The sequence below is a fragment of the Actibacterium sp. genome (assembly GCF_041584535.1).
Classification (GTDB): domain Bacteria; phylum Pseudomonadota; class Alphaproteobacteria; order Rhodobacterales; family Rhodobacteraceae; genus Actibacterium_D.
In genome coordinates this window covers 1-4,078 of the sequence record NZ_JBFHDW010000243.1, presented here as the reverse complement: position 1 = coordinate 4,078, position 4,078 = coordinate 1, and the positions used below count along the sequence as shown (strand labels likewise).

5 protein-coding genes and 1 pseudogene are annotated in these 4,078 nt (G+C 62.5%); 2 read left to right on the top strand and 4 right to left on the bottom strand.

Annotation, left to right across the window (positions count from 1 at the left end):
- From ABYW26_RS11500 to ABYW26_RS11485, 4 genes and pseudogenes are all read right to left on the bottom strand, one after another.
- Positions 1 to 1,212 (bottom strand): PHP domain-containing protein (locus tag ABYW26_RS11500; RefSeq protein WP_372605022.1); only part of this gene is annotated, 1,212 nt, incomplete at its 3' end.
- Complete coding sequence (locus ABYW26_RS11495) at positions 1,209 to 2,663, bottom strand: DNA polymerase Y family protein (protein WP_372605021.1); 1,455 nt, start codon at positions 2,661 to 2,663, stop codon at positions 1,209 to 1,211. The genes ABYW26_RS11495 and ABYW26_RS11500, both read right to left, overlap by 4 nt.
- Positions 2,578 to 3,165 (bottom strand): ImuA family protein, encoded by a 588-nt coding sequence (locus tag ABYW26_RS11490; RefSeq protein WP_372605019.1) that lies wholly within the window; start codon positions 3,163 to 3,165, stop codon positions 2,578 to 2,580. Before ABYW26_RS11490 ends, ABYW26_RS11495 begins: the two co-directional genes overlap by 86 nt.
- Positions 3,166 to 3,222: 57 nt before the next feature.
- A pseudogene (locus ABYW26_RS11485) lies at positions 3,223 to 3,395 on the bottom strand (integrase); the annotation flags it as partial.
- Between the two features lie 99 nt (positions 3,396 to 3,494).
- Between ABYW26_RS11485 and ABYW26_RS11480 the strand changes: the two are divergent.
- Both ABYW26_RS11480 and ABYW26_RS11475 read left to right on the top strand, forming a co-directional pair.
- Positions 3,495 to 3,836, top strand: a complete 342-nt coding sequence (locus ABYW26_RS11480) for a hypothetical protein (protein ID WP_372605018.1) — start codon at positions 3,495 to 3,497, stop codon at positions 3,834 to 3,836.
- Between the two features lie 32 nt (positions 3,837 to 3,868).
- The coding region (locus ABYW26_RS11475; protein ID WP_372605016.1) for a hypothetical protein at positions 3,869 to 4,078 on the top strand (210 nt) is incomplete at its 3' end.

Below are 4,078 nucleotides of genomic sequence, written 5' to 3'. Positions count from 1 at the left end.
GCGATGGCGCGAGATGAAGCGCTCGAACACCATGCCGATCATGTCGGGGGAGACGTCGGTGATGCCGAGAAGATAACAGAGGATGGAATTGGCCGCCGAGCCGCGCCCCTGGCAGAGAATGCCACGCGACCGCGCCTCCTGCACAATGTCATGCACGGTGAGGAAATAGGGCGCGTATTTCAGCTCCCCGATCAGGGACAGTTCCTTGTCCATCAACTGATGCACACGCTCGGACGCGCCCTTCGGATAACGGCGATGCAGCCCCGTGCGCGCCAGACGTTCCAGCCGGGCCTGCGGTGCTTCGCCGTCGGACATCTCATCCGGGTATTCGTAGCTCAGCTCCGAGAGATCGAAGCCACAACGCGCGGCAATCTCCAACGTGCGTTTGAGCGCCGCCGGGTGGTTCCGATAGAGTCGCGCCATGTCGGAGGCCCCTTTGAGGCGGCGCTCGGCATTGGGGAGGGCTTTCGTGCCGATCTGGTCGATGGTCAGCCCCTCGCGCAGACAGGTCAGAATATCGGCAAGCCTGCGCCGCCGTCCGTGATGCATGAGCACATCGCCGACTGCCACCATTGGCGTCGAGCACCGGAACGCCAGCGCGGCGCAGGCATCGAACCACGCTTGATCGGAACCGTCAAAACGGGGTGCCGCGCCGAGAAAGACCTGACCGGGGTAGCGGCGTTGCAGCTGCCCGAGTGCCGGTTGCGCGTGGGACAGATCTTTCGGCGGCAGGGCAATCAGGATCATCCCCTGACACCCCACTTCCAGATCGCTCAGGTCGAGATGACACGCAGCCTTCTCCGCCCGCCGCTTGCCCAAGGTCAAAAGCCGGGACAGCCGATGATAGGCTGCGCGGTCCGTGGGCAGCGCAAGCCATTCGACCGGGCAATCGCGCAGCACAAGCCGGGTTCCGACGATGAGTTTCGGCAGCTTCGGGAGGGAGGGGGCCGACAGGACCTGTGGCGAACCGATCTCCTGGCGTGAACTGGGATCGACCCGATGCGAAGACCGGACGCAGAGCTGTTCAGCCAGTTCATCGCGCAGGGTTTTGAGCGCGGAATAGGCTCGCACCACACCGGCAAGCGTGTTGCGGTCGGTGATGGCGATGGCCTCCAGCCCCAGTTCGGCGGCGCGCAACATCAGCTCTTCGGGGTGCGAGGCGCCGGTGAGGAAGGTGAAATTCGAGGTGACGCAAAGCTCGGCGTAGCTCATGCGAATTCCCCCTGCACGAACCAGCCGGGGTTTTGCGGTGTGTGAAACAGCCACAGGCGGCGGCCCTCGCGGGTCTCGATCCGCCAGTAATCGCGCACACCGCTGCGCCATGTCTCATCCGGCAGCCACCATTCCGGCGCGATGCGTTCGGGGCCGATGGCGCGTCCGGTGGTCAGCGACATGCGTCGCCAGCGGAAGTGTTTGGGCGGCTCTGACCCCTGCCCGGCAATCGGTTCCGGCGGGAAGAGACGCAAGGGGCGGGGGCGCATGCAGGACCATGCGCTGTCGGGGGCGCTGAACGCGGCAGGGGCGATGGTAAAGCTGCGCTCCGGGATGTGGCTGTCGGCGGGAAGAAAGCGTTGAATGTTTTCCAGCCCGATGCGCGTGCCAATCCGGGTGATCAGGTCGTTAAGTTGATCGGGGGAACGATGGTGATTACCAATCTGTTGCACCGGGAGCGGTTCGACACCCGTCGCCTCAAGCCGGATCTGATCAATGCCAAAACCTGCGTCCACCTCGCCGACACCGCGCTCGAACAGCGGCAAAATCCGTTGCGGATCGCGCATGGCGGCGGCAAGGCGCAGCTCGACCACTGCGCTGCCTTGATCGACCCGGCGCAGGGTGAGGGTGAGACGGCGCGCGCCCATTTCATACCTGTTGAGCTTGTCGCAAAGCAGGGCCAGAAGCCGGGCAGTGATGCCCATCACGTCCCCGGTCAGACCGATTGGTTCCGGTAGGCTTATGCGGGTGGCAAAGTGGGGCGGTTCGGTTTCGGGCATGACAGGTTCGGGGACCTGCCCCATGGCCTGATCGAAACGGAGCAACAGATCGGGACCGAAACGGCGGGCCAGCGAAGCGCGGGCGGCGGACGAGAGATCGCCGATGGTGCGCAGGCCGAGACGCTGCAGCGCCGTGACGGTCGCTTCTTGAAGGCGCAGCGCGGCAACCGGCAGATCGGTCAGCGCCTCCGCTCCCGACCCATAATGCGCAAAAGCCCACGCCGCGCCACGGGTCGCCGCACAGCCTATCCGGAGCGTTAGCCCGGCGCCTATCGCGCGGCTTTGAATATCCGCCAGCATCTCCGACTCACCGCCCCAGAGATGGGTCGAACCGGTGACATCCAAGACCAACCCGTCCACGCCATCGCGCCCGACCCACGGGCAATAGCGCGTCGCCCAGCGGCGCAGGGTGGCGAGAAACCGGGCATCGAGATCGGGCCGCGCGGGCTGGCTGATCAGATCGGGGCAAAAGGCGCGGGCATCGGCAAAGCTCATGCCGCGCGTCAGCCCGAGCCGTTCGGCGGTCTCGTTGAGGCAATAAAGCCGCTCGGTGTTGTTCGACTTGAGCGTGATCGCGAAGGGGCCGTCAACTGGACGTGCGCGCAGAACCCGGTCGCTCGCCAACCGGGGGAACCACATGCAAACGACGCGTTTTCTGATCCCATCGAACATTCCAGGCACCTAGTGTTCCTGATTTGTTCTTAATAATTTCCCACCGCATCAGAGTCGAGTCTCCGTTTGCGCGATCAAAGACAGGAGTCGCCTTCCATCGTGTCTCAGCGGCATTCGAGCCCATGCCTTCGGGGATGATACACAGCCCCGTCGTGCCGCCCGCCTTGGCGGCAAGCTGCAACCGCCGCCCCTCGCGCAGATCGAGGGGGCGCGTCACCTCAAGCACGACAATAGGAAGGCTACCGTTGTTGAGCGCCTCTTCGGCAACCGCCAGACTGTCGGTCTGATTTTGCGTTCTGGCCAGCAACAGGTCGGCAGGTTCAATGAACGGCATCATACCCGCAGGGGTCAGCATATCCGCAAGCCACGCCTCCTGAACCCAAAGCGCACGCGCCCTCGCAACCGCCGCAGCAATGGCAGAAAACCCCGCCGAGGCGGGGCCACAAACCTCATGCACGCGCCCCTCGCGCAGGGGAAAGAATGAAGGCAGATGAAGCGACATCCCCGAAACCTATCGCATTTTCAGGCGGTTTCAAATGGCTCCTGCGGGCATCAAACTTTACAGATCCACGGCTTCGGCAATGGCCAGCGCATCCTCCGGACCGATGCCCAGATACCGCACCGACTATCCATCTTCTGGGTATGGCCAAGTAGCGGTTGCACGGCCCGCAGATTCCCGGTTTTGCAATATATCTGAACGACCTTGGTGCGTCGCATGGAATGCGTGCCATATTGGGGCGAAGTGCACAGCCGCATGAAAAATCACATTGCGCAGGTCGCCCGAAGGCACCCAAACGAGGCCTTCCTGACGATTTCGTCAACATCTACAACATGACCGGGATCGTGTTCAGCATCGGAGATACGACAATAGGTGGCCGCTTTGCGGGAACCTGCAGCGCCGAATTCGGCATCCTGATGGTCTCGGGACAAGTCGAATTCTATCTGGAGGATGCATTCGCCGATCCGGCCGATATCGGCGTAGAAGGTTTCGATCTTGGTGAGACAATTTACGAGAACATTCACAGACCGCTGAATGACTACCTGCGTGGACGCCGGAATGGACGGCTGAGGCTCGGCATTCACACCGGTGAACCGTATTCGATTACCGATCAGTGGGGCGCCCGTTTCCGGGGGCGCTTCTACGCCGACGCAGCACTCAGTGAATTCCGATGAATTTCCAGCGGAACAAGCATGAGATCAGTGTCTTGCGTGCACTTTCCGGATTGGCCCTGCTTCCGTGCATCGTCCTCGTGCTGTGGATATTTATCGCTTTCAACAACAGGTATCGCACCTGTGTTCGGCTCGAAAACGGCGCGAACCTTGGCTACGAAGCGGTGTTCGATCTGGGCAGGCCCTATCTGAAACCGATCGCGGTTCCACGAACTGAGGATGGCACACCGATCGTGCGCGACAAG

Coding starts and splice junctions, on each gene's coding strand:
- ABYW26_RS11495 (WP_372605021.1), bottom strand. CDS start 2,663: ATGTTCGATGGGATCAGAAAACGCGTCGTTTGCATGTGGTTCCCCCGG.
- ABYW26_RS11490 (WP_372605019.1), bottom strand. CDS start 3,165: ATGTCGCTTCATCTGCCTTCATTCTTTCCCCTGCGCGAGGGGCGCGTG.
- ABYW26_RS11480 (WP_372605018.1), top strand. CDS start 3,495: ATGACCGGGATCGTGTTCAGCATCGGAGATACGACAATAGGTGGCCGC.